This window comes from Streptomyces sp. NPDC014907 (assembly GCF_055562975.1).
In genome coordinates, this window is sequence record NZ_JBVHEG010000002.1 from 312,572 (window position 1) to 333,568 (window position 20,997).

Annotated in this window: 22 protein-coding genes; 12 read left to right on the forward strand and 10 right to left on the reverse strand. The window is 74.4% G+C overall.

Features of this window, described 5'->3' with window-relative positions; all coding sequences use genetic code 11:
• Nucleotides 1–305: 305 nt before the first annotated feature.
• Both ACZ3IL_RS06860 and ACZ3IL_RS06865 read left to right on the forward strand, forming a co-directional pair.
• Nucleotides 306–1,286 carry an alpha/beta hydrolase gene (locus tag ACZ3IL_RS06860; protein ID WP_467387369.1) on the forward strand — a complete coding sequence of 327 codons (981 nt, stop codon included), beginning with the start codon at nucleotides 306–308 and terminating at the stop codon, nucleotides 1,284–1,286.
• On the forward strand, nucleotides 1,283–2,554 hold the full coding sequence (locus ACZ3IL_RS06865; protein ID WP_467387370.1) for an acyltransferase family protein: 1,272 nt from the start codon (nucleotides 1,283–1,285) through the stop codon (nucleotides 2,552–2,554). Before ACZ3IL_RS06860 ends, ACZ3IL_RS06865 begins: the two co-directional genes overlap by 4 nt.
• A gap of 20 nt (nucleotides 2,555–2,574) precedes the next feature.
• Here the strand turns inward: ACZ3IL_RS06865 and ACZ3IL_RS06870 are convergent, their stop codons facing one another.
• Together ACZ3IL_RS06870 and ACZ3IL_RS06875 are read right to left on the reverse strand one after the other, a co-directional pair.
• The gene (locus tag ACZ3IL_RS06870; RefSeq protein WP_467387372.1) at nucleotides 2,575–3,600 is read right to left on the reverse strand and encodes an aldo/keto reductase; all 1,026 of its coding nucleotides are present in this window, start codon (nucleotides 3,598–3,600) and stop codon (nucleotides 2,575–2,577) included.
• Complete coding sequence (locus ACZ3IL_RS06875) at nucleotides 3,597–4,097, reverse strand: MerR family transcriptional regulator (protein ID WP_467387374.1); 501 nt, start codon at nucleotides 4,095–4,097, stop codon at nucleotides 3,597–3,599. The genes ACZ3IL_RS06870 and ACZ3IL_RS06875 overlap by 4 nt, the downstream gene beginning before the upstream one ends.
• 69 nt (nucleotides 4,098–4,166) lie before the next feature.
• Between ACZ3IL_RS06875 and ACZ3IL_RS06880 the strand changes: the two genes are divergently transcribed.
• Nucleotides 4,167–5,012, forward strand: a complete 846-nt coding sequence (locus tag ACZ3IL_RS06880; protein WP_467387376.1) for a serine hydrolase domain-containing protein — start codon at nucleotides 4,167–4,169, stop codon at nucleotides 5,010–5,012.
• 240 nt (nucleotides 5,013–5,252) lie between these two features.
• Here ACZ3IL_RS06880 and ACZ3IL_RS06885 read toward each other — a convergent pair whose 3' ends face one another.
• The 5 genes from ACZ3IL_RS06885 to ACZ3IL_RS06905 form a co-directional block, all read right to left on the reverse strand.
• Entirely contained in the window at nucleotides 5,253–5,885 is a 633-nt protein-coding gene (locus ACZ3IL_RS06885; protein ID WP_467387378.1) for a hypothetical protein, read from the reverse strand.
• Nucleotides 5,882–7,345, reverse strand: a complete 1,464-nt coding sequence (locus tag ACZ3IL_RS06890) for an ATP-binding protein (protein ID WP_467387380.1) — start codon at nucleotides 7,343–7,345, stop codon at nucleotides 5,882–5,884. Before ACZ3IL_RS06890 ends, ACZ3IL_RS06885 begins: the two co-directional genes overlap by 4 nt.
• Before the next feature lie 101 nt (nucleotides 7,346–7,446).
• On the reverse strand, nucleotides 7,447–8,130 hold the full coding sequence (locus ACZ3IL_RS06895) for a response regulator (protein ID WP_467387382.1): 684 nt from the start codon (nucleotides 8,128–8,130) through the stop codon (nucleotides 7,447–7,449).
• 49 nt (nucleotides 8,131–8,179) lie between these two features.
• Nucleotides 8,180–9,835 (reverse strand): murein biosynthesis integral membrane protein MurJ, encoded by a 1,656-nt coding sequence (murJ, locus tag ACZ3IL_RS06900; protein ID WP_467387384.1) that lies wholly within the window; start codon nucleotides 9,833–9,835, stop codon nucleotides 8,180–8,182.
• Nucleotides 9,832–11,052: a lipid II:glycine glycyltransferase FemX gene (locus tag ACZ3IL_RS06905; RefSeq protein WP_467387386.1), complete on the reverse strand. Its 1,221-nt coding sequence runs from the start codon at nucleotides 11,050–11,052 to the stop codon at nucleotides 9,832–9,834. Before ACZ3IL_RS06905 ends, murJ begins: the two co-directional genes overlap by 4 nt.
• Before the next feature lie 182 nt (nucleotides 11,053–11,234).
• On the opposite strand from ACZ3IL_RS06905, the gene ACZ3IL_RS06910 reads away from it, so the two are divergent.
• From ACZ3IL_RS06910 to ACZ3IL_RS06920, 3 genes are all read left to right on the forward strand, one after another.
• Nucleotides 11,235–11,372 carry a hypothetical protein gene (locus ACZ3IL_RS06910; protein WP_467388236.1) on the forward strand — a complete coding sequence of 46 codons (138 nt, stop codon included), beginning with the start codon at nucleotides 11,235–11,237 and terminating at the stop codon, nucleotides 11,370–11,372.
• Between the two features lie 121 nt (nucleotides 11,373–11,493).
• The gene (locus ACZ3IL_RS06915; protein WP_467387388.1) at nucleotides 11,494–12,318 is read left to right on the forward strand and encodes a helix-turn-helix domain-containing protein; all 825 of its coding nucleotides are present in this window, start codon (nucleotides 11,494–11,496) and stop codon (nucleotides 12,316–12,318) included.
• Nucleotides 12,302–12,496 (forward strand): DUF397 domain-containing protein, encoded by a 195-nt coding sequence (locus ACZ3IL_RS06920; protein ID WP_467387390.1) that lies wholly within the window; start codon nucleotides 12,302–12,304, stop codon nucleotides 12,494–12,496. Before ACZ3IL_RS06915 ends, ACZ3IL_RS06920 begins: the two co-directional genes overlap by 17 nt.
• Before the next feature lie 189 nt (nucleotides 12,497–12,685).
• Here ACZ3IL_RS06920 and ACZ3IL_RS06925 read toward each other — a convergent pair whose 3' ends face one another.
• Together ACZ3IL_RS06925 and ACZ3IL_RS06930 are read right to left on the reverse strand one after the other, a co-directional pair.
• The gene (locus ACZ3IL_RS06925; RefSeq protein ID WP_467387391.1) at nucleotides 12,686–13,522 is read right to left on the reverse strand and encodes an alpha/beta fold hydrolase; all 837 of its coding nucleotides are present in this window, start codon (nucleotides 13,520–13,522) and stop codon (nucleotides 12,686–12,688) included.
• Between the two features lie 114 nt (nucleotides 13,523–13,636).
• Entirely contained in the window at nucleotides 13,637–14,287 is a 651-nt protein-coding gene (locus ACZ3IL_RS06930; protein ID WP_467387393.1) for a pirin family protein, read from the reverse strand.
• A gap of 93 nt (nucleotides 14,288–14,380) precedes the next feature.
• Here ACZ3IL_RS06930 and fasR point away from each other — a divergent pair, with 93 nt between their 5' ends.
• The 5 genes from fasR (at nucleotide 14,381) to fabF (ending at nucleotide 19,266) form a co-directional block, all read left to right on the forward strand.
• The gene (gene fasR / locus ACZ3IL_RS06935) at nucleotides 14,381–15,562 is read left to right on the forward strand and encodes a fatty acid biosynthesis transcriptional regulator FasR (protein ID WP_388694602.1); all 1,182 of its coding nucleotides are present in this window, start codon (nucleotides 14,381–14,383) and stop codon (nucleotides 15,560–15,562) included.
• 89 nt (nucleotides 15,563–15,651) lie between these two features.
• Nucleotides 15,652–16,572 carry an ACP S-malonyltransferase gene (locus tag ACZ3IL_RS06940; RefSeq protein WP_467387397.1) on the forward strand — a complete coding sequence of 307 codons (921 nt, stop codon included), beginning with the start codon at nucleotides 15,652–15,654 and terminating at the stop codon, nucleotides 16,570–16,572.
• An 18-nt stretch (nucleotides 16,573–16,590) separates the two neighbouring features.
• Nucleotides 16,591–17,622, forward strand: coding sequence for a beta-ketoacyl-ACP synthase 3 (locus tag ACZ3IL_RS06945; protein WP_467387399.1), 1,032 nt, complete (start codon nucleotides 16,591–16,593; stop codon nucleotides 17,620–17,622).
• Between the two features lie 54 nt (nucleotides 17,623–17,676).
• Nucleotides 17,677–17,925: an acyl carrier protein gene (locus ACZ3IL_RS06950; RefSeq protein WP_467387401.1), complete on the forward strand. Its 249-nt coding sequence runs from the start codon at nucleotides 17,677–17,679 to the stop codon at nucleotides 17,923–17,925.
• A 78-nt stretch (nucleotides 17,926–18,003) separates the two neighbouring features.
• Complete coding sequence (gene fabF, locus ACZ3IL_RS06955; RefSeq protein ID WP_467387402.1) at nucleotides 18,004–19,266, forward strand: beta-ketoacyl-ACP synthase II; 1,263 nt, start codon at nucleotides 18,004–18,006, stop codon at nucleotides 19,264–19,266.
• A 73-nt stretch (nucleotides 19,267–19,339) separates the two neighbouring features.
• On the opposite strand, the gene ACZ3IL_RS06960 is transcribed toward fabF, so the two are convergent.
• The gene (locus ACZ3IL_RS06960) at nucleotides 19,340–19,834 is read right to left on the reverse strand and encodes a DUF3145 domain-containing protein (RefSeq protein WP_467387404.1); all 495 of its coding nucleotides are present in this window, start codon (nucleotides 19,832–19,834) and stop codon (nucleotides 19,340–19,342) included.
• Between the two features lie 257 nt (nucleotides 19,835–20,091).
• On the opposite strand from ACZ3IL_RS06960, the gene ACZ3IL_RS06965 reads away from it, so the two are divergent.
• Complete coding sequence (locus ACZ3IL_RS06965; RefSeq protein ID WP_467387406.1) at nucleotides 20,092–20,979, forward strand: SGNH/GDSL hydrolase family protein; 888 nt, start codon at nucleotides 20,092–20,094, stop codon at nucleotides 20,977–20,979.
• Nucleotides 20,980–20,997 lie beyond the last annotated feature (18 nt).

Below are 20,997 nucleotides of genomic sequence, written 5' to 3' on the forward strand. Positions count from 1 at the left end.
ACACGGCCCGCCCCGAGCACCCACCCGGCCCGGCCGCCGTCCGCCCCGAGCACCGCCCGGACCCCGCCCGGCTCCGGGTACGGCCCCGGGGGCCGCCCCCGGGAAAACCCCACCCCCGGGAGGAGACGGCCCCTGGGGGAAGCCCCACCCCCGCCCTGGGGCCCACCGCTCCTCCACCCCCTACCCCGGTATCAAAGGGGAGTTGGCTCCCCGGTGTGACGTGCCGTCACCCCTCCTCTTCCTACCTTCCTCCCGTCGCCGGACGAACGGCGGCCGAACGAGGACCGGAGAGGGAGGGCGGCCGCATGCGCCGTATGACGAGGGCCCTGATCACCGCCGCGCTGGTGACCGGCGTGGTCGCCGGGACGGCCGGATGGGCGTCCGGGGACGCGCAGGAGGCCGTGACCGGCGCGCCGGCCGGGACGGGGGCCTGGCGGGACGCGGGACTGCCGGACCCGGAGCGGATGGGGCCGGCCGGGACCGCGCGGTTCTTCGCGGGACTCGCTCCCGCACGCCGGAGGGAACTCGCCCGCGCCCATCCCTCGGTCGTCGGGAACCTGGACGGGGCTCCCCCGGAGCTGCGGTACGAGGCCAACGCCCTCACGACGGGAGGGCGGTTCGGGGAGGCGCGGGTCCTCGCCCACGATCCGCGCGGCCGGGGCCAGGTGGTCCTGGTGTACGGGGACCTGGCACGGGCCGCGCACGTGGCGGTGATCGTGCCCGGCTCCGACGTGGACGCCGGGCACGTCCGGCCGCTCGTGGAGATGGCGACCGCGCTGCGCCGGGCGACCGGCGGCCGTACGGCGGTCGTCGCCTGGGCCGGGTACACCACCCCCGTCGGCGTCGGCCTGGACGCGGCCACCGGCCGGCTCGCCGGGGCGGGGGCGGAACGGCTCGCCCGCTTCACGGAGGGGCTCGCGGCCGTCGGGGCGGCCGAGCCCTCGGTGTTCTGCCACAGCTACGGCTCGGTGGTCTGCGGACTCGCCGCGCGCGAGCTGAAGGCGAAGGACCTGGTCGTGCTCGGCTCGCCGGGGATGCGCGCCGCGAACGTCTCCGCACTCGGCACCTCCGCGCGGGTCTGGGCGGCGAAGGACCCCACCGACTGGATCGACCGGGTGCCGAACGTCTCGTTCGCCGGACTCGGGCACGGCGCGGACCCCGCGGAACCGTCCTTCGGCGCGCGCCCGGTCCCGGCCGGGGACGCCGCCGGGCACGGGGGCTACTTCGCGGCCGGGACCTCCTCCCTCCGGGCGTTCGCCGCGATCGCCGAGGGGGACGTGCGATGAGCGCCCCGACGGCACCGGCCCGGCGGAACGCCCCCACGACCCCGCCGCCGGCCCCCGCCCGGCGCGGCGCCCTCGCCGCCGCCGTCCGGCGGATCGAGTCGGGCACCCCCGCCCACCGCGACCGGGCGGTCGACGGGCTGCGGGCCCTCGCCCTGCTCGCCGTGCCCACCGGGCACTGGCTGCTCGGCGGGTTCACTCCCTCCTCCGACGGCGCGATCCACAACGCCAGCCCCCTGGGCGCCTTCGCCGGTCTCGCGCCGGTCAGCTGGGTCCTCCAGATGCTGGGGATCTTCTTCCTGGTCGGCGGGTACGCCTCCGTCCTGTCGTACCGGCGTCGGAAGGGCTCCACGGGCGACTGGCTCAGGGGACGGCTCGCCCGGCTCGGACGCCCGGTGCTCGGGGTGACCGCCGTGTGGGCGGTGCTCCTTCCCCTCCTCCACTTCGGGCCCGGGGTCCCCGTGGACACCCTGCGGACGGCGTCCACGCTGGTGGTCCAGCCGCTCTGGTTCGTCGGGGTCTACACGGTGGTCACCGCGCTCACCCCGTACTGCGTGCGGGCCGCCCGCCGGCTCGGGGTGTGGGCGGCGGCCCCGCTGCTCGGCTCGGTCGCCGTCGTCGACCTCCTGCGGTACGGGCCCTGGGCCGACGCCGTGCCGTCCTGGCTGAGCCTGCTGAACATCCTGCCCGGCTGGCTCTTCGCCTACCAGCTCGGCGTCTCGTGGGGCGAGGGCCGGGTCACCCGGCGCCACGCGTGGGCGCTCCTCGCCGGCGGGGCCGTCCTCTTCGCCGTGCTGCTGCTCGTCTTCGGCTACCCGGCGTCGATGGTCGGCGTCCCCGGCGAGGCCCGCACCAACTCGCACCCCCCGTCGCTGCTCGTCCTGGCCCTCGCCGCCGCGCAGGGCGGCGCCGCGATCCTGCTCCGCGACCGGCTCGGCGCGGCCCTGCGGCGGCCCGCGCTGTGGGCGCCGGTCGTGGTCGTCAACCTCTCCGCGATGACGGTCCTGTGCTGGCACCAGACGGCGATGCTCGCCGCCGCGATCCCCGCCTCGTACGCCGGGGAGGTCCCGGGCCTGGTCGGCGCGCCCGACTCGGCCGGCTGGATCGCGGCCCGGCTGCTCTGGATGCCGGTCTTCGCCGGGCTCCTCGTCCTGATCGGCCGGTACGCCCGGGGCTTCGAGTCCCCGTGGGCGAAGGCCGGTCCGGCCCTCCGCGTCCTGGCGGCGCTGCTCGCGGCGGGCTTCGCGGCGTTCGCCCTGGGGCCGGTGTGAGCGGGGCCCGCCGGGGAGGGTCAGACCTCCCGGTGCACCGACGTGAAGCGCATGTCCGGGTAGCGGTCGCCCGCCACCCGGCCGGCGATCGGCTCCAGCGCCGCGAGTTCGGCGCCGGTGAGGGTGACGCGGGTGGCGGCGGCGTTCTCCAGGAGGCGGGAGCGCCTGCGGGTGCCGGGGATCGGGACGACCGTGAGGCCGTGGACGGCGGCCCGCTGGTGGACCCAGGCGAGGGCTGTCTGCGCCGGGGTCACCCCGTGGGCGGCGGCGATCTCGCGGACCGGGCCGAGCAGGGCGGCGTTCCGTTCCGCGTTCTCGCCGGTGAACCGGGGCTGCTGGGCCCGGAAGTCGCCCTCCTGGAGTTCCCTGGCGGCGTCCGCGAACGCCCCGGCCAGGAAGCCCCGGCCGAGCGGCGAGTACGGCACGACGGTCACGCCGAGGTCGGCGGCGGCGGGGACCGCGCTGCGCTCCACGTCCCGGGAGAAGAGCGACCACTCCGACTGGAGGGCGGCGATCGGGTGCACGGCGTGGGCCTCGCGCAGTTCGGGCCCGGTGACCTCGCTCAGGCCGAGGAAGCGGACCTTGCCCTCCCGGACGAGTTCGGCCATCGCGCCGACGGACTCGGCGAACGGGACCTCCGGGTCGCGGCGGTGCATGTAGTAGAGGTCGATGGTCTCGACGCCGAGGCGGCGCAGGCTGGCCTCGACGGCCTTCCTGACGTAGGCGCGGTCGTTGCGGACTCCCCGGTGGGCCGGGTCGTCGGCGCGGCGCTCGATGGCGAACTTGGTGGCGAGGACGACCTCGTCGCGGTGGGCGGCGAGGAAGGGGGCGAGGAACTCCTCGTTGGCGCCGTTGCCGTAGATGTCGGCGGTGTCGATCAGGGTGACGCCGGCCTCCAGGGCCGCGTCGAGGGTGTCGCGGGCGGCGGCCTCGTCGGTGGCGCCGTAGAACTCGCTGATGCCCATGGCGCCGAAGCCCTGGACCCCCACCTCCGGTCCGTCCTGGCCCCCGAGGCGTACGGTGTCGATCCTGGTCGCGCTGCTCATGAAGGTGTTCCTCCGCTGGTGGTCCCGTAATGGCCGATCTTGAGGTCGAGCACGGCGAGCGTGTCCTGGAGCTCGGTGATCCGGGCGAGGACGTCCCGGCGGGTGGCCTCCAGGAGCGCGCGCCGTTCGTCGCGGGTGTGGTCGCCCTCGCGCACCAGCTCGGCGTACCTGACCATGTCGGCGACCGGCATCCCGGTCAGCCGCAGCTTGCCGACGAAGGCCAGCCAGTCCAGGTCGCGGTCGGTGAAGCGGCGCTGCCCGGTGTGCGAACGGTCGACGTGCGGCATGAGGCCGATCCGCTCGTACCAGCGCAGGGTGTGCGCCGAGAGGCCGGTCAGGGCGGCGACCTCGCTGATGGTGTGGTGCCGTGCCCGGCCGCCGCCCGTTCCCGCGGCGTCCGCCGCCGTGCGGCCCGTGGCCGTGCCGGCCGTGCCCGTACGAACCGTGCCCGTGCCCGTACTCGTATCGCTCGTGGTCGTGCTCGCGATCACGCTCATGCCCCCACGCTAAAAGGTTGGAGTGCGCTCGAAGCAAGCCCGGTCCGGGGGACAAGTAGGCTCGGTGCCATGGAGAGTCCCGTGGAGAGCAGCCTGCCGAGCCTGGCGTCGATCGAGAACTGGCCCGTCCCCGCCGCGGCCGCCGCCGTGGTCCGCGCGGACGGCACCCGGGCCGGGGCCCACGGCCCCACCGGGCGGCGCTTCCCGCTCGCCTCGGTGACCAAGCCGCTCGCGGCGTACGCGGTCCTCGTCGCGTACGAGGAGGGGGCGATCGAGCTGGACGAGCCGGCCGGGCCCGGGGGTTCGACCGTCCGTCACCTCCTCGCCCACACGTCGGGGCTCGCCTTCGACGAGCACCGGGTCGCGGCCGCGCCGGGCACCCGCCGGATCTACTCCAACGCCGGCTTCGAGGTGCTGGGCGACCACGTCGCCGAGGCCACCGGCATCCCCTTCGCCGAGTACCTGCGCCAGGCGGTCCTGGAACCGCTGGGCATGGCGTCCACGACCCTCGACGGCTCGCCCGCCAAGGACGGGGTGTCGACCGTGGACGACCTGGCGCGGTTCGCCGCCGAGGTCCAGGCACCCCGGCTGCTCGACGCCCGGACCGTCCTGGACGCGATGACCGTGGCGTATCCGGGCCTGACCGGCGTCCTGCCCGGCTACGGGCACCAGCGGCCCAACGACTGGGGCCTCGGCTTCGAGATCCGCGACGGCAAGTCCCCGCACTGGACGGGCGCCGGTTCCTCGCCGCGCGCCTTCGGGCACTTCGGCCAGTCCGGCACCTTCCTGTGGATCGACCCGGACGCGCGGGCCGCGTGCGTGGTGCTCACCGACCGGCCCTTCGGGCCGTGGGCGGTCGAGGCCTGGCCGGTGTTCACGGACGCGGTCCTGGCGGACCTGCGGGCGGCGGGCTAGGGCGTGTGTCGAAAGCGGCGTCGTCTGCCCGGAGGGCAGGCCCGGCGGTGTCCGGTGCGTGCGATCGCAAGGCGGAGGGTCGCCCCGATACCGGGTGTATCGGAATGATCCCGACAACGCGGCGAGCGTGCGTGCCGGGCGCCGCCGGGCAGACGGGACTTTCGACACACGCCCTAGGACCCGGGCTCCGCACCGCGGACGCCCTCGCACCCGGCCCGTCGCGGCGGACGCCGTCGTCCCTCATTCCTCGCAGCGGGCGGCGGGCAGCGTGCCGTCGGGGCCGCCGACCGTGACCTCGATCCGGCCCGCCGGGTGTTCCGCGTAGGCCGTCGTGCAGACGAGCTGGCGGACGGCGCCCTCCGGGAGGTCCCCGACGGCGAAGGGGACCCGGAGCAGACGGGCCGAGGCGGACCCGGCCGGGTCCGCCTCCACGCGCGGCGTCCGGGCGCCGCCCCCCGGCAGGGCGGTGGTGAGGCCCGCCGCCCTCTCGGTGTCCCACGGGCCGGCGAGGAGCGCGGCGAGGACCTTGTCGGTGGCGCCCCGCCCGGAGCCCGGGGCGCCGGCGGGGAGCCCGTGTCCGGGCCCGGACCCCTCGTGGGGCACCCGCCCGGTTCCCGGACCGCCCGGCGGGGGGACGGAGAACCGGTCGGGGTGCCCGGTGTCGCGGGCCACCGGCATCGTCCGGCCGTCGGGGCCGAGGAAGTAGAGCACCATCCGGTACTCGGGCACCGGCCCGACGGCGACGGTCGCGGCCCCGCCCGCCTCCACCACGTCGCTCTCCTGTATGCCGCAGCCGGCCAGGGCGACCAGGCCCGAGAGGAACGCGGCGGCGGTGCGGCGGCGCCCGGCGGGGCCGCCCGTCCGGCGCCTCACCGCGGCATCCGTACGGTGAACACGGCCCCGCCCCCGGGCCGGTCGGCCGCCGTGACGGTGCCGCCGTGGAGCCGGACGTTCTCCAGGGTGATCGCGAGGCCGAGGCCGCTGCCCTCCGAACGGGTCCTGGCCCGGTCCGCCTTGTAGAAGCGGTCGAAGACGTGCGGCAGGACCTCCGGGCCGATGCCCGGTCCCCGGTCGGCGACCTCCGTCACGAGCACGTCCCCCTCCGCGTACAGCCGGACCGTGACCGGCGCCTCCCCGTGCCGCAGCGCGTTGCCGACGAGGTTGGCCACGACGACGTCGAAGCGGCGCGGGTCGAGCCGGGCCCTGATCCCCTCCGCGAGGTGCGCGACGACCTGTTCCGGATCGGTCCAGTGCCGGTGCTGGAGGGTCTTGCGGACGCAGTCGGCGGCGTCGACCTCGTCCGTGTGCAGTTCGGCGGCGCGGGCGTCGAAGCGGGAGATCTCCATCAGGTCCTCGACCAGGAGGGCGAGTTTGCCGGTCTCGGCACTGATCAGGCGGACCGCGCGGGCCGTGTCGCCGTCGAGGTTCCCGGCGTCCTCGTCCAGGACCTCGGTGACGGCGAGCATCCCGGCGAGCGGGGTGCGCAGTTCGTGCGAGACGTCGGAGGCGAAGCGGCGGGCGCGGGCCTCGGCGTCGCGGAGTTCGGCGACGGAGCGTTCGAGGCGGGCGGCCGACTCGTTGAACGTACGGGCGAGGCCGGCGAGTTCGTCGCGGCCCTTGGCGTGGATGCGGGTGTCGAGGCGGCCGCGCCCCACGCTGTGGGCGGCGCGCCGCAGCTCCCGTACGGGGCGCAGGACGCCCCGGGCGGCGGCGAGCGCGGGGATCAGGGCGACGGCGAGGGCGGGGAGGGCGCCGTCGCGGGCGGCGGTGACCATGGCCTCGATGTCGGCCTCCTCCTCGTTCAGCTCCATGACGGCGTAGAGGACGAGGCCGGTGTGCTGGGCCGTGCCCTCGGTCGCGTGGGTCCGGAAGACGGCGGGGACGGCGACGGTCAGGTACGGGACGCCGTCCTTCACCACGCGCTGGAAGCCGCTGTGCGGGGTGGCGGCCCGGGTCGTGGCGCGGTCCCGGAGTTCGGGGGTGATGACGGAGGAGGTGGGGCGGTCGGTGGAGGAGAGGCGGACGGCGCCGTACTCGGCGTAGACGCGCCAGGGGCGGGGTTTGCCCTGGCGGGCGATCCGGAGGAGCGCGTCCCGCAGGGTGTCGGTGTCGACGGGCAGGGTGATGACGAGTTCGTCGACCTGCTCGCGGAAGGCGGAGACGGCGGTGTTCTGGGTCTGTTCCAGGACGGCGTTGCGGGCGGCCCGGTAGGTGAGGGCGGCGGTGGTGCCGCAGCCGACGGCCGCGACGAGCAGGAAGGCGAGGACGAGCCGGGTGCGCAGGCCGAAGGGGTGCGGGCGCGGACGCGGGGTGCGGACCTTCCGGCGGGTCACCGCGCCCTCCCCGCCGGAGGAGCCGCCGGAGGGACCGCCGGGCGCCCGGCCGGGGGGTCCGTCGTCCTCCGGGGCGGACGCCTCCGCCCTCACGCAGGCCTTCACAGCGGGCCGAAGCGGTAGCCGAAGCCCCGCAGGGTCTGGATGTAGCGGGGTTCGCCCGGGGTGTCCTCGATCTTGTTCCGGAGCCGGCGGACGCAGGCGTCGACCAGCCGCGCGTCCCCGTGGTAGTTGTGCTCCCAGACGTGTTCGAGGAGCTGCTGCCGGCTGAAGACCTGCTCGGGGGCGGCGGTGAGGTGGAGCAGCAGCTTCATCTCGGAGGGGGCCAGGGCGATCCGCTCGCCCGCCTTGGTGACGGTGAGCCCGGCCCGGTCGACGGTCAGTCCGCCGTGGGACTCGACGGCGGGCCGCGTGCCGCCGGGTTCCTCGATGCGGCGGAGCACGGCCCGTATGCGGGCCTCGATGACCTCGGTGCGGGCGGGTTTGACGATGTAGTCGTCCGCCCCGGCCTCCAGGCCGACGACGATGTCGAAGTCGTCGCCCCGGGCGGTGAGCATGATGATCGGGAGCTGGCTGTCCTCCCGGACCCGGCGGCAGACCTGGACGCCGTTCATGCCGGGCAGCATCAGGTCGAGCAGGAGCAGGTCCGGCCGGAACTCCCCGAGCGCGGCGAGGCCCGCCTCCCCGGTGGGGGCGGTCCGCACCTCGTGTCCGCGCCGCCGGAGCCCGAGTTCGACGCCCTCGCGGACGGACGGGTCGTCTTCTATCAGGAGCACGCGGGGCATCTGTGGAGTATCCCAAGGTCGTCGGGGCGGGGTCCCTCCCGGGGCCGGGTCACGCACGGCGGGTGAGGGCGCGGAGGCGTCCGGCCCCGGCCGCGAGGAGGCCGCTCACCTCGGTGAGGCGGAGGGGGCGGGCGAGCAGGGCGAAGACGGCGAGGATCGCGAGGGCCCCGGCGAGGCCGGCCGCGACGGGCCCGGCCGGTTCCGCCGCGCGGGCGGCGAGGAGGCCGCATCCGGTGGCCGGGACGGCGGCGGCGAGCAGCCGCGCGAGGGCGGGCGCCGAACCCCCGGAGACCGCGCCGCCGGGACCCTCCGGCGCGGTCCCGCCCCGCAGCCCGCGCCGCAGCGCGTACGCCGTGACGCCCCAGCCCGCCCACAGGGCGAGGGAGTACGCCGCCGCCATGCCCACGACGGTCCAGCGGTCGGGGAGCAGCCGGTACGCGGCGAGGGAGAGGCCCGCGTTGAGTCCCGCGATCACCAGGTTGAGCAGGAACGGGGTGCGCGTGTCGCGCAGGGCGTAGAAGGCGCGGGTGCACACGTACTGCCCGGAGAGGGCGATCAGGCCGGGCGCGAGGGCCATCAGGATCCAGGACATCGCGCGGACGTCGTCGTCGTCCGTCGCCCCGTACCGGAAGACCACGGTCATCAGGGGCACGGCGAGCGCGAGGAGCGCGCAGGCGGCGGGGACGACGGCGGCGGCGCTGGTCCGCAGCGCGTACGAGACGTCCCGCCGGACCCCCGCGAGGTCGCCGTCGGCCGCCGCGCCGCTCATCCGGGGCAGCAGGGCGGTGACGAGGGAGACGGTGACGATGCCGTGCGGGACGGTCCACAGCAGGTAGGCGTTGTTGTACGCGGCGAGGCCCGCGCCGCCGCCGTCGGCCGCGTCGCCCGCCGAGGTGGCGACCCAGGTGGTCACCCAGTACGCGCCCTGGTTGGTGAGGACGAGCAGCACCAGCCAGCCTGCCGACCGCAGCGGGGCCGCGAGGCCGCTGCCGCGCCAGTCGAAGCGGGGCCGCCAGCGGAAGCCGGCGGCGCGCAGCGGGGGGACGAGCGCGAGGGCCTGGAGCGCGATGCCGGCGGTGGTGCCCCAGCCGAGGAGCGCGGTCTCGCCCGGGGTGAGCGCGCCCCCGTCGCCCACCGCCAGGAAGAGGCCGAAGACGGCGACGACGACGGCGTTGTTGAGGACGGGCGTCCACATCATGGCGCCGAACCGGCCCCGGGCGTTGAGGACCTGGCCGAGGAGCGTGAAGAGGCCGAGGAAGAAGATCTGCGGGAGGCAGGTGCGGGCGAAGGCGACGGTCATCTCCCGCCGGCCGCCCGTGTAGTCGGTGTACGCGTCGACGATCGACGGCGCGGCGAGCACGGCGGCGGCGGTGAGGACGGCGAGGGCGAGCGCGCAGAGGGTGAGGAGCCGGTCGGTGTAGGCGGCGCCGCCGTCCTCGTGTTCCTTGGCGGCCCTGACCAGTTCGGGGACGAAGACCGCGTTGAGGGCGCCGCCGAGGAGCAGGGTGTAGACGATGGTGGGGACGGAGTTGCCGACCGCGTAGCCGTCGGCGACGGTGGCCGCGCCGAGCGCGGCGGCGACGACGGAGGCGCGGGCGAAGCCGGTGGCGCGGGAGACGAGCGAACCGGCGGCCATGAGGGCGCCGCTGCGGAGCGCGGACGGGGCCCCGGCCTTCCGCTCCGGCGCGGCGAGGGTGGCCGTCACCGGCGGGCCAGGTACGCCTGGAAGGCGCGGTACAGCGTCTGGTTGGTCGTGCCCCGCATCGGAATCTCCCACTCCCCCAGCGTCTCGACGACCTGGCCGCCCGTGCCGAGCTTCCAGCGGAGGAGGCCGTGGGCGCGGTCGTCCGGGTCGAGGGTGGAGGGTACCCCGCGCAGGTCGTAGACGGCGGCGCCGAGGGCGTGGGCGTCGAGCAGCATGCGCCACTGGAGGGCGTGGGAGGGGCGGACCTCGCGGCGGTGATCGGCGGAGGCGCCGGTCTGGTACCAGACGCGCCCGCCGACGGCGATCATGGTGTGGGCGGCGAGGACCTCGCCCTCGTGGCGGGCGAGGTAGAGCCTCATCCGGCCCGGCTCCTCGGCGTTGAGGGCCGCGTACTGGCGCTCGTAGTACGCGAGGGAGCGGCCGAGCCGGAAGCCGTCGCGCTCCTCGGTGATCCCGAGCAGCCGGTGGAACCCGGGCAGGTCGGCGGCGGACCCGACGGTGACCTCGACGCCGGCCTTGCGGGCCCTGCGCACGTTGCGGCGCCATTCCTGGTTGAGTCCGGACCACAGGTCGTCGGCGCCGCGGCCGGCGAGCGGGACCTGGAAGACGTGCCGGGGCTGGGCGTCGGCGCCGTCCCCGGAGTCGCCGCCGCAGCGGCGCCAGCCCCGGGCGCGGAGGCGTTCGGCGACGGCGGTGCCGAGGGGGTCGACCTCGTCGGCGAGGACGTCGGAGAGGCGCCGGCCGGGCCCGGTGGCGGACTTGACGGTGGCGGCGTTCCAGCGGCGGTGGGCGGGGCCCGGTCCGATGCGCACGGCGAAGGCACCGGAGGCCCGCAGGTGGCCGAGGAGCGGGTCGAGCCAGTCGTCCACGTCGGGGTCGGTCCAGTCGGCGACGGGCCCCTCGGGGAGGTAGGCGAAGTACTTCCGGGTCCCGGGGAAGGCCCGCAGCAGCACGAGCGCGACGCCCGTCAGGTCGCCGCCCTCCGGCCCCCACCCCACGAGCTGGTGACCCCACCCCTCCTTCACCCGGGCCCACGAGGGGAGTTGGAGGAAGCTGGGGCCGTCCGCGCCGGAGCGGGACGCGAGGAAGGCGCGGTACGCCCCGGGGGTGACGGGACCGAGCCGGAGCGGCCGGGCGGGCGCGCGGCCGGCGGGGGTGCGGCGGTCCGCGGGGGCGTGGCGGTCGGCGGGTGCGGCCGTCACGAGCGACGCTGGCACAACGGGGCCTCCTGGTTCCGCCCCTCGGTGGCGGGGCGCACAGCAGGCTCACAGCCGAATGCGACGGAGCCGCACGGCGTGTGTGACCGGACGGTGACCGTTCCGCCGCGACCCCCGTCACACGGGTCCGCGCCCGTCCGGCCGGCCCTGCCCTCCCCCTCGCGGCCCGCACGGCGCGGGCGGTGGACGAGGGCCCGGCGGAGGACCGGGCCCCGACCGCGCCCCCGGCGATGGTCGCGGTCGCGGTCGCGGAGGGCAACGGTTACGGGGCGTGGAACGTGAGCTGGGCGCGGTGGCGGGCGAAGAGCGCGCTGCGTTGAGCGCCGGGAGCCAACAGACCGACCCCAGGGGTGGTTTACATGAATCGCCCCTCCGGCCCGCATTCTTCTGATTACGCTCGGCGACAAGAACGCCGCGCGCCGCAGGCCGGAGGTACTGACCATGGTCAACATTCAGGAACTCGATCCCAACGCTTCCCCTCTGGACTACTACGGCTGGGAACTCCGCCGCCAGCGCGAGGCGCACACGCTCACACAGCAGCAGCTCGGGGACGTCATCTTCTGCACGGGCTCCCTCGTCGGCCAGGTCGAGACGGCGAGGAAGCTCCCCACCCGCGAGTTCTCGGAACGGGTGGACGCGGCACTCGGCACGGGCGGGACGTTCTCCCGGCTGATCGGTCTGGTGCTGCGCAGCCGGCTGCCCTCCTGGTTCCAACCGGTCGCGGAGTTGGAGGCCCGTGCCACGTACATCTCCACGTTCCAGACGCAGGTCGTGTACGGGCTGTTGCAGACGCCGGAGTACGCGCGGGCGCTGCTCGCCGTCGAATACCCGGACAAGGCCGAGGAGATGGTGGCGGCCCGGCAGGAACGCCAGCGCATTCTGGAACGCGCCGAGCCACCCGCCCTGTGGGTCGTCCTGAGCGAGGCCGTACTGAGGCAGAAGGTGGGCGACCGCGAGGTCATGCGCGGGCAACTGGCGCACCTATTGACGTTCCGCACCAACCCGTGGGTACAGGTCCAGGTCCTTCCGTTCACCGCCGGCGAGCACACGGGACTGATGGGGTCGTTCACCCTCTTCAGATTCGACGACGACCCGGACATCTTCTACATCGACGGTTACGACCAGGGCCACATGACCGCCAATCCTCCCGTGATCAAGGAACGTTCCGTCGGTTACGCTCGACTGCAAGCCACGGCCCTCTCTGTCGAGGACTCGGCGGCACTGATCACCCGCGTGATGGAGGAACGCCATGGAGACCCGTCCTGACCTGACCGCAGCGCGGTGGCGGAAGTCGTCGTACAGCGGCACCAACGGCGGCGAGTGCGTCGAGGTCGCCGACCACTTCCCCGGCACCGTCCCGGTCCGCGACAGCAAGAACCCCACCGGCCCCGCCCTGCTCGTCGGCACCGGAGCGTGGCAGGCGTTCGTGGACGGGCTCCGCTAGAACGCCCGCCCACGGCACGGAGCGGCGGTCGACGTTGCCGGCCCGCGAGGCGGTCCGGGGAGCACGCCTGAACGCCGTCCCGTGAGTCGTGGTCGTTCGGGGTTCGGCGGCCGGTTGGGGACGGGGGCGTGCTCCGCTCCGGGTGCCAGGAGGGGTGCCGAGCGCCGCCGAACCGCTCGAACGACGAGCTCATCCCTTGATGAACTCGATGATCTGCGGGGCGATTTTCCCCGGAGCCATGACGACGGCGCCGTGGTTGAGTCCGGGCAGGGTGCGGTGGTCGGCCTGCGGCAGGATCTCGGTGAGGGCGAGGGCGGCGCGCCGGAACGCGGCCGGACTCCTGCCACCGGTCAGCACGCGGGTGGGCACGGCCACCCCTTTCCACTCCTCGGCGTCGAGCGGCTTGCCCTGCTGGGTATCGCCCATGACCGCGATGTCATAGGGCAGGGTGCGAGCCAACCCGGTGAGGTTCGCCCACATCTTCGGCATGAGCCTCATGAAGAACACGGCGATGCCGGGCATGCCCTGCACCCTGGTCATGAAGTACGTGACCGCGTCGCCGTGCCGGCCTTCCGCAAGCAGCGCGGTGATCTGCCGCGCGAGGTCCTCGGGCGGTCCGTCGTCGCCTTCGGCGACCACGAACGGCGGCTCGTACAGGGCCAGTCGGTCGACGTCGACTCCGGCCGCGGCCGCGCGCAGCGCGAGGACCGCCCCGGAGGACGAGCCGAACAGGGACGCCGAACCGCCGGCGTGTTCGACCAGCGCGGCGATGTCCTCGATCTCGCGGTCAGGGGCGTAAGCACTGGCGTCACCGCTGGCGCCGCGTCCGCGCCGGTCGTAGTTGATCACGGTGAAGTGCCGGGCCAGGAGAGCCGCGAGTTTGGTCGTGTCCGAGCGGTCCGCCAGTGCCGAGGCGACCAGGACGACGGCCGGCCCGCGGCCCGACTGCTCGAACGCGATCTCGGTGCCGTCTGCGGAGGTGACTCGGGCCTCGGCTCCGGCCGACTGCTCTCGCGCTGTTGCCATGTTCGTCTCTCCGGTTCACGTAGGGGCCGTACCGCTGTGGTGTGCGCTGCTACCGACAAGACCCCCGCGGTGCGGGAAACTCATCGGTGCGCCGGTCATCCGGTGCCGAAGCCCTCACATCTCCCACACCAGGACCTCCGCGTCGCCGGTCGCGAGCAGGACGAGCCCCTGCGCGCCGGTGACGCGGGCCGCGTCGCCGGGCGCCAGCTCCTCGCCGCCGACGCGCACCGTGCCGCGCGCCACGTGGACGTACACGAAGCCGGCGTCCGGGAGCGGTACCCGTTCGCCGTTCTCGGGGCGGTGGACGCGCAGGGTCGCGCCCGCCGCCGCCACCTCGTACGGGGCGCCGTCGCCGATCCCCCGCACCACCCCGTACGACGGTTCCCCGCCCGGCTCCAGCGGCGCGAGCCACATCTGCGCGAAGACCAGGGGCGCGTCGCCGTCGTTGCGCTCCACGTGCCGGACGCCGGACGCCGCGCCGAGGTGCTGGAGGTCGCCGGCGCGGACGACCGTGGCGTGGCCCGCCGAGTCGCGGTGGGTCAGTTCGCCCTCCACGACCCAGGTGACGATCTCGGTGTGGCGGTGCGGGTGCTCGTCGAAGCCGGCCCCCGGGGCGAGCCGCTCCTCGTTGCAGGCGATCAGCGAACCGAACCGGAGGTTGCCGGGGTCGTAGTGCGGCCCGAACGAGAAGGCGTGCCGGGTCTCGATCCCGGCCGCCGGGTCGCCCCCGGTGTACCGCTCGGCCGCGCGCTGGATGCGTATCACGGTCCCACCGTAGCCGGGCCCCGCCGCGCGCCCTCGGGCGCGAACCCGCCCCGACCCGGCACACCGGTGTCCCGATGAGGCAGTCTTGTCCCCGTGCCTGAACCCGTGAACCGCCCCCATCCGCACGCCGCGACCCTGAAGCGCCTCGAACAGTCCTCCGGGCGGCTCGCCGCCGGCGCCATCGCCCGCATGGACGAGACGCTGCCGTGGTACCGCGCGATGCCGCCCGAGAACCGGTCGTGGATCGGGCTCGTCGCCCAGGCCGGCATCGCCGCGTTCACCGAGTGGTTCCGGCACCCCGAGACCCCGCAGGCGATCTCGACGGACGTCTTCGGCACCGCGCCGCGCGAGCTGACCCGGGCGATCACCCTGCGCCAGACCGTGGAGATGGTCCGGACCACGATCGAGGTGATGGAGTCCGCGATCGAGGAGGTCGCCGCCCCCGGCGACGAGTCGGTGCTCCGGGAGGCGCTGCTCGTCTACGCCCGGGAGATCGCCTTCGCCACGGCGCAGGTGTACGCGCAGGCGGCCGAGGCGCGGGGCGCGTGGGACGCGCGCCTGGAGTCGCTCGTGGTGAACGCCGTGCTCTCCGGCGAGGCCGACGAGGGCGCCGTGTCGCGGGCCGCCGCGCTCGGCTGGAGCTCCCCGGAGCACGTGTGCGTGCTCCTCGGCACGGCCCCCGACGGGGACAGCGAACTGACGGTGGAGGCGATCCGCCGGGCCGCCCGGCACGCCAAGCTCCAGGTCCTCACCGGCGTCCTCGGGAACCGGCTCGTCGTCATCGCGGGCGGCAGCGACAACCCCCTGGCGGTGGCGAAGGCCCTGATCGGGCCGTACGCGCCGGGCCCGGTGGTGGCCGGCCCCGTGGTCCCCGACCTGCTGGCCGCGACCCGCTCCGCGCAGGCCGCGGCGGCCGGCCTCAAGGCGTGCTCGGCCTGGCAGGACGCGCCCCGCCCGGTCCTCGCGGACGACCTCCTCCCGGAGCGCGCCATCGCCTCCGACCCGTCGGCGCGCGAGCAGTTGGTGGAGGAGATCTACAGACCGCTGGAGGAAGCGGGCTCGGCGCTCCTGGAAACGCTCAGTGTCTACCTGGAACAGGCGAGCAGCCTGGAAGGCGCGGCGCGGATGCTCTTCGTCCACCCGAATACCGTGCGCTACCGGCTCCGACGTGTGACCGACGTCACCGGCTGGTCACCCTCCGACGTCCGCTCCGCCTTCACCCTGCGGATCGCGCTCATCCTCGGGCGCTTGGCCGACGGGGACACGCAGTCCTAGACTTTTGTCGAACACCGACAATTCCCCCGACGGTTCTTCGTCCTTGTCCCCACGGGCGCTCGGAGCCGTCCCCAAGAGAGAGTGTGAGGGTGCTCGTACTCGTCGCTCCCGGCCAAGGCGCCCAGACGCCCGGCTTCCTGACCCCCTGGCTCGAACTCCCCGGCGCCGCCGACCGCATCGCGGCCTGGTCCGACGCCATCGGGCTCGACCTCGCCCACTACGGCACGAAGGCGGACGCGGACGAGATCCGCGACACCGCCGTGGCACAGCCCCTGCTCGTCGCCGCCGGCCTGCTCTCGGCCGCCGCGCTCGGTGACGACCTCGCGCCCGGCATCGTCGCCGGTCACAGCGTCGGCGAGTTCACCGCCGCCGCGTTCGCCGGTGTGCTCGACGACACCGCCGCGCTGCGTCTGGTCCGGGCCCGCGGGCTCGCGATGGCCGAGGCCGCCGCGATCACCCCGACCGGCATGTCGGCGCTGCTCGGCGGCGACCCCGAGGTGACCGTCCCGCACCTGGAGAAGCTCGGCCTGACCCCGGCCAACGTGAACGGCGCGGGCCAGATCGTGGCCGCCGGCACCCTGGAGCAGCTGGCCGCCCTGGAGGCGGACAAGCCCGAGGGCGTGCGCCGGGTCGTCGCGCTCAAGGTCGCCGGAGCGTTCCACACGCACCACATGGCCCCGGCCGTGGCGAAGCTGGAGGAGGCGGCGGAGCCGCTGTCCCCGGCCGCCCCGACCACCCGCTACGTCTCCAACAGGGACGGGCAGGTCGTCATGGACGGTGCCGAGGTCCTGGCCCGCCTGGTCGGCCAGGTCGCCAACCCGGTCCGCTGGGACCTGTGCATGGAGACCTTCAAGGACCTGGGCGCGACCGCGCTGGTCGAGGTGTGCCCCGGCGGCACCCTGACCGGTCTCGCCAAGCGGGCCCTGCCGGGCGTGGCCACGGTCGCCCTGAAGACTCCCGACGACCTGGACGCGGCCCGTACGCTCGTCGCCGAGCACGCGGCCGTCTGACAAGGAGTGTCGAGAAGCATGTCGAAGATCAAGCCCAGCAGGGGCGCCCCGTACGCGCGCGTCCTCGGTGTCGGCGGTTACCGTCCCACCCGGGTCGTGCCGAACGAGGTGATCCTCGAGAAGATCGACTCGTCCGACGAGTGGATCCGCTCGCGCTCCGGCATCACCACCCGGCACTGGGCCTCCCCGGAGGAGACCGTCGCCGCGATGTCGGTGGAGGCGTCGGGCAAGGCCATCGCGGACGCCGGCATCCGCCCGGAGCAGATCGGCGCCGTGGTCGTCTCCACGGTCTCGCACTTCCACCAGACCCCGGCCATCGCCACGGAGATCGCGGACCGGATCGGCGCGGGCAAGCCCGCCGCGTTCGACATCTCCGCCGGCTGCGCGGGCTTCGGCTACGGCCTGACCCTCGCCAAGGGCATGATCGTCGAGGGTTCGGCGGAGTACGTGCTCGTCATCGGCGTCGAGCGGCTCAGCGACCTGACGGATCTGGAGGACCGCGCGACGGCCTTCCTGTTCGGCGACGGCGCCGGCGCCGTGGTCGTCGGCCCGTCCGACGAGCCGCACATCGGCCCCACGGTCTGGGGCTCCGAGGGCGACAAGTCGACGACGATCAAGCAGACCGTGCCGTGGAACGAGTTCCACGGCGGCGACGTCTCGAAGCTCCCGCTCAACAAGCAGGGCGAGATCAAGTTCCCCGCCATCACGCAGGAGGGCCAGGCGGTCTTCCGCTGGGCCGTCTTCGAGATGGCGAAGGTCGCCCAGCAGGCACTGGACGCCGCCGGCATCTCGGCGGACGACCTGGACGTCTTCATCCCGCACCAGGCGAACATGCGGATCATCGACTCGATGGTGAAGACGCTGAAGCTGCCGGAGCACGTCACGGTCGCCCGTGACGTGGAGACCACCGGCAACACCTCGGCCGCCTCGATCCCGCTCGCGATGGAGCGGCTCCTGGCGACCGGGGAGGCGAAGAGCGGCGACACCGCGCTCGTCATCGGCTTCGGGGCGGGTCTCGTCTACGCCGCGACGGTCGTTACCCTCCCCTAGGCACCCGGATCTCCCGGAAGCCCCTCACCCAGCGAACACAGAAGGAGCGCCACCATGGCCTTCACCCAGGAGCAGATCGTCGAAGGTCTCGCCGAGATCGTCAACGAGATCGCCGGCATCCCGGTCGAGGACGTCCAGCTGGACAAGTCCTTCACCGACGACCTGGACGTCGACTCGCTGTCCATGGTCGAGGTCGTCGTCGCCGCCGAAGAGCGTTTCGACGTCAAGATCCCCGACGAGGACGTCAAGAACCTCAAGACCGTGGGCGACGCCGTCGACTACATCGTGAAGCACCAGAACTGATCAGCCCTCGCTGACCCGGTCAGCCACCCGGCGGTGGCGCCGCATTTCGACCATCACACACATGGAGAAAGAATTCCTGTGAGCTCGACCAATCGCACCGTGGTCGTCACCGGTATCGGCGCAACCACACCGCTGGGTGGCGACTCCGCATCGACCTGGGAAGGTCTGATCGCGGGACGCTCCGGCGTCCGTCCCCTCGAGGACGAACGTTTCGCCGAGCTGCCCGTCCGGATCGCCGCGACGGCCGCCGTCGACCCCGGCGACGTCCTGCCCCGCCCGCTCGCCCGCAAGCTGGACCGCTCGGCGCAGTTCGCCCTGATCGCGGCCCGCGAGGCGTGGGCCGACGCGGGCTACACCGCCCCGGCCGGCGAGGACGAGAAGATCGCGCCCGAGCGGCTCGGTTCCGTCATCGCCTCCGGCATCGGCGGCGTCATCACGCTGCTCGACCAGTACGACGTGCTGAAGGAGAAGGGCGTCCGCCGCGTCTCCCCGCACACCGTGCCCATGCTCATGCCCAACAGCCCCTCCGCCAACGTGAGTCTGGAGGTGAACGCCCGGGCGGGCGTCCACACCCCCGTCTCCGCGTGCGCGTCGGGCGCCGAGGCGATCGGCTACGCCGTCGAGATGATCCGCACCGGCCGTGCCGACGTGGTCGTCGCCGGCGGCACCGAGGCCGCGATCCACCCGCTGCCGATCGCCGCCTTCGCCAACATGATGGCGATGTCGAAGAACAACGACGAGCCGGAGAAGGCCTCGCGCCCGTACGACACGGGCCGTGACGGCTTCGTGCTCGGCGAGGGCGCGGGCGTCGTGGTCCTGGAGTCCGAGGAGCACGCCCGGGCGCGCGGCGCGCGGGTCTACTGCGAGGTCCTCGGCCAGGGCGTGTCGTCCGACGCCCACCACATCGCGCAGCCCGAGCCGACCGGCCGGGGCATCTCGGCCGCGCTGCGGTACCTGCTCGACTCGACGGACCTCAAGCCGGCCGAGGTCGTCCACCTGAACGCGCACGCCACGTCGACGCCGCAGGGCGACGTCGCCGAGATCAAGGCGCTGCGGAACGTCCTCGGCGACGACCTGGACCACGTCGCGATCTCCGCGACGAAGTCGATGACCGGTCACCTCCTGGGCGGCGCGGGCGGCATCGAGACCGTCGCGACGGTCCTGGCGCTCCACCACCGTCTCGCCCCGCCGACGATCAACGTCGACGACCTCGACCCGGAGGTCGGGGCGGACATCGTCCGCGACGAGCCGCGCGAGCTGCCGCAGGGGACGATCGCCGCGATCAACAACTCGTTCGGCTTCGGCGGCCACAACGTGGTCCTGGCGTTCCGCACGGTCTGATCCGCGTTCCTTCCGCGCCGTGAGGCCCGCTCCCCGGGGGAGCGGGCCTCACGCGCGTGTCCGGGCGGGACCGTCAGACGACCTGGTGGAGCCAGCGGACCGGGGCGCCCTCGCCCGCGTACCGGAAGGGCTCCAGCTCGTCGTCCCAGGGCTTGCCGAGGAGTGCGGCGATCTCGGTCTCCAGCGGGGTCCCGTCCTGCGCGGAGCGCGCCAGGGCGGCCCGGAGCCGGTCCTCCGGGACCAGGATGTCCCCGTGCAGGCCGGTGACGGCGTGGAAGATGCCCAGGTCGGGGGTGGCGCTGTAGCGCTCGCCCTCGGCGGTGGGGCAGGGCTCCGCGGTGACCTCGAAGCGGAGCATCCGCCAGCCTCGGAGTGCGGAGGCCAGGCTGGAGGCGGTGCCGGTCCGGCCCTGCCAGGAGAGTTCGGTTCTCCAGGTGCCGGGGGACGCCGGCTGGCGGATCCAGTCGAGCTGGACCCTCGCACCGAGGACGCCCGCCACCGCCCATTCGACGTGCGGGCAGAGCGCGCGCGGTGCGGAGTGAACGTACAGGACTCCACGTGTCGTCACCGGGACCTCCAGTGTGGGACGAGGTTCGCCTTTCCCAGCGGCCTCAGTAAACATCATCAGGAGTGGATCTTCACAAATCCTCTGAAAGGGGACAACTTGTGACGTGATGTAATGTACCGGAGCCGGTCGGAGAGGACGCCTCTGGTTCGACGGGGAAAAGCTACCGTGCCGCGCCGTCGCCGGGGTGACGTACGGTCGGTCCGGAGCGGGTGCACACCAAGCTTTCACCCGCCGGGACCCCCGAGGAGGTGCCCGGGATGCGCGGGCGACGCCGTTTCCGTACCGCCGTCGCCGCCGTGACGGCGGTGCTGCTGTGCGCGGGGGCGTCGGCCGGGTGCGCGCCCGGGACGCCGGAGGAGGCGGCCCCGAGCCGGACGCGGGCACCGGCGCCCACTCCCACTCCCCTGTGGAACGTCTCCCCCGCCTCCGTCGCGGCCGTGGGCGACTCCATCACCCGCGCGTTCGACGCCTGCTCGCTCCTGGCGGACTGCCCCGAGGCGTCCTGGGCGACCGGCACGGACACCGGCGTCAACAGTCTGGCGCTGCGCCTCCTGGGCCCGGGGCGGGTGGCCGGCCACAGCTGGAACCTGGCGCGGACGGGCGCGCGGATGGCGGAGCTCCCCGAGCAGATGGCCGCCGCGGCGGCCCGGAAGCCGGAACTGGTGACGGTGCTGATGGGCGCCAACGACGCCTGCCGGCCCACGCCGGACCTGATGACCCCGGTCGCGGACTTCCGCGCCTCCTTCGCGTCGGCGCTCGCCCGGCTGCGCGCGGGGGCGCCGAAGGCCCAGGTGTACGTGGCGAGCGTGCCGGACCTGAAGCGGCTGTGGTCGACGGGCCGGCTCGACGAGGCCGGGCTGCGGATCTGGGAGCTGGGGGTCTGCGGCTCGATGCTGGCGGACGCGGCGGACCTGGGGCCCGCGGCGGAACGGCGGCGCACGACCGTCTCGGAGCGGGTGACGGCGTACAACCGGGTCCTGGCGGAGGTCTGCGCCCGGGACGAGCGCTGCCGGTACGACGGCGGAGCGGTGCACGGCTTCCGCTTCGGCGCCGGGCAGTTGAGCCCCTGGGACCGGTTCCATCCGAGCCGGGACGGCCAGGCGCGGCTCGCGGAGCTGGCGTACCGGCGGATCACGGAGCGGTGAGGGGCCCCGGAGCGGGTG

Bases quoted from the DNA above. Each gene is read 5' to 3' on its own strand.
- ACZ3IL_RS06860 (WP_467387369.1), top strand. From the start codon at position 306: ATGCGCCGTATGACGAGGGCCCTGATCACCGCCGCGCTGGTGACCGGC.
- ACZ3IL_RS06865 (WP_467387370.1), top strand. From the start codon at position 1,283: ATGAGCGCCCCGACGGCACCGGCCCGGCGGAACGCCCCCACGACCCCG.
- ACZ3IL_RS06870 (WP_467387372.1), bottom strand. From the start codon at position 3,600: ATGAGCAGCGCGACCAGGATCGACACCGTACGCCTCGGGGGCCAGGAC.
- ACZ3IL_RS06875 (WP_467387374.1), bottom strand. From the start codon at position 4,097: ATGAGCGTGATCGCGAGCACGACCACGAGCGATACGAGTACGGGCACG.
- ACZ3IL_RS06880 (WP_467387376.1), top strand. From the start codon at position 4,167: ATGGAGAGTCCCGTGGAGAGCAGCCTGCCGAGCCTGGCGTCGATCGAG.
- ACZ3IL_RS06895 (WP_467387382.1), bottom strand. From the start codon at position 8,130: ATGCCCCGCGTGCTCCTGATAGAAGACGACCCGTCCGTCCGCGAGGGC.
- ACZ3IL_RS06915 (WP_467387388.1), top strand. From the start codon at position 11,494: ATGGTCAACATTCAGGAACTCGATCCCAACGCTTCCCCTCTGGACTAC.
- ACZ3IL_RS06920 (WP_467387390.1), top strand. From the start codon at position 12,302: ATGGAGACCCGTCCTGACCTGACCGCAGCGCGGTGGCGGAAGTCGTCG.
- ACZ3IL_RS06925 (WP_467387391.1), bottom strand. From the start codon at position 13,522: ATGGCAACAGCGCGAGAGCAGTCGGCCGGAGCCGAGGCCCGAGTCACC.
- ACZ3IL_RS06945 (WP_467387399.1), top strand. From the start codon at position 16,591: ATGTCGAAGATCAAGCCCAGCAGGGGCGCCCCGTACGCGCGCGTCCTC.
- ACZ3IL_RS06950 (WP_467387401.1), top strand. From the start codon at position 17,677: ATGGCCTTCACCCAGGAGCAGATCGTCGAAGGTCTCGCCGAGATCGTC.
- ACZ3IL_RS06965 (WP_467387406.1), top strand. From the start codon at position 20,092: ATGCGCGGGCGACGCCGTTTCCGTACCGCCGTCGCCGCCGTGACGGCG.